Source organism: Bartonella sp. MR100HLJHH (assembly GCF_042194215.1).
Lineage (GTDB): Bacteria > Pseudomonadota > Alphaproteobacteria > Rhizobiales > Rhizobiaceae > Bartonella > Bartonella grahamii.
Genome location: NZ_JBHIMR010000054.1, coordinates 1 through 2240 on the forward strand (window position 1 = coordinate 1; position 2240 = coordinate 2240).

Genomic DNA, 2240 nt, shown 5'->3' on the forward strand with positions numbered 1-2240 from the left:
GACACCGCTAAACCAATCGCTGCTGCTTGTCTTGCTTCCTTGCGAACATCCTCAATAGCATAATTTAACGTCTCAAACTTCATATCCGTATAGGATTTTGCCTCGTTAACGCCATTATTGACAAGACTACTAACTTTCTCATCCGTATACTTATTGGCATCTTCAAGAACCGTCTTCATCTGCTGTTCTGTGTAATCATGTAACTGACCTCCATTAACAGCTTCTTTCGAATCCTTTTCAATCTTTCCATCCGCTACATTGTCTATTAACACTGGAGAACTGTCATCTCCACCAACTAACGTAACTGTATTGGTCTTTTTACCTGTTTCATCTTTATCATATTGTACAGATCCATCCGTAACTTTAGTTTCAATATCCTTGACCTGATCTGTAATCATCTGCTGGGTTTCCCAAAGCTGACCTCCATTAACTGCTTCTTTGGAATCTTTGTCTACCTTACCGTCCTCTACATTGATAATCTTACTAGGACTCTTAACGCCCTGATCATCAGCGTGAGAAGCATCATAGCTTCCTTTTTCTTCATTCCAATTCAGACCATTAGACGCAACATCCTTTTCAACTTCTTTTATACGATCGTTGATAGTGCTCATGCTGTCATTAACAACATCAAATGCTTCAGAGACATTATTACGCTCCTCTTTATCACCTTTCGTACCATCCTCATTGAAAACCTGAACGTAGAATTTGGGTCCTTGCCAGTTTCCTTCCTTATCATAACCAGCTCCTCCACCAAAATATGAGGCAAAGGTCTGTTGAAGAGTATAAATCTGACCTCCATTAATCGCATCCGTCGAATCTTCTGATATCTTTCCTTCCGCAAGGAACGTGATCTTGCTGTTGTCCTTTTTACCTTCCTTCTCATGCTGTGCTACAAACGCACCCGCATCATCACTCCACAACAACGCATTTTGCTCAATATTTTCTGAAATCTCATTATGAAGATTCTTGAAGACCTTATTGATACCGGCAAACGCGGCTGCAATGCTATCATAATCCTCCTCTTCAAAGCTGCCATCTTCTTGGAAAGTCATTAGCTTGAAACCTGGAAGGACCCAGCCATCACCATCATACTTAGCATCACCACCAAAATACTTTGCTAGCGACTGATTCAGATCATAAATCTGTCCACCATTAACCGCATCACTCGAGCCTGATGCTATAGAACCAGCTGCAAGCGATGTGATCTTGCTGTTTGTCTTCTCACCGTCTTTTTCTCCATGCTTGGCTACAAAGGCTTTTGCACTTTCATTCCACAACAGCGCATCGCCTTGCATAGATTCTGTGATGTTCGTGACTTGTTCTTTAAAATCATTGACGACATTTGTGAAATTCTTATCAATTCCTGCAAAGGCTTCCGTTACATTATGATGCTCCTGTGGATCACCTTCCGTACCATCTGCATTGTAGGTTTTAAGCGTGAAAGTTGGTTCGCTCCATTCGTCATCTTCATACTTAGCATCACCACCAAAATACTTTGCTAGAGTCTGATTCAATGAATAAATCTGACCACCATTAACCGCATCACTCGAGCCTGATGCTATAGAGCCAGCTGCAAGCGATGTGATCTTACTTGCTTTTCTGTTATCACCTTCCCCATGCAGGGCAACAAAAGCACCTTCAGTCTTGCTCCATGATAAAGAATCTTGTGCAACTCCCTCTGAAACTTCCTTAATGCGAGCGTTCACAGTCTTGATATTATCATCAAGTCCTTTAAAGGCAGAACCAACATCGGTATGTGATTTATCTGTTACCTTACCATCTTTATCAATACTAGATAAGTTATAGTTTGGAGCTTGCCATTCGCCTTTCTCATTATAACCAGCACCACCACCAAAATAGCCAGCAAACTGTTTTTGCAGTTCATAAATCTGTCCACCAGTTACTGCATCACTCGAGCCTGATACTATAGAGCCAGCCGCAAGTGATGTGATCTTGCTGTTTTCTTGCGTCACTACAACTTTGCCGTCGTCTCCTTCTTCCCTCTTTTCATGCTGCGCTACAAAGGCATGGGCTTTATCACTCCATAACAAGGAATCATGCGCAACTCCTTCTGAGACTTCCTTAATGCGAGCGTTCACAGTCTTGATATTATCATCAAGACCTGCAAAAGCGGTGCCAACACCTTGGAACGAACTCTCTGTCACAACTCCATCTGTGGCAATGTGCGATAATTTATAGGTTGGCTGTGTAAGAGCTCCATTTGTAAATGCAGCATCTCC

1 pseudogene is annotated in these 2240 nt (G+C 42.1%); it reads right to left on the bottom strand.

Going from position 1 to position 2240, the window contains the following annotated elements:
* Positions 1 to 2240 (bottom strand): annotated as a pseudogene (locus tag ACFIJ7_RS09380) (hypothetical protein); the annotation flags it as partial.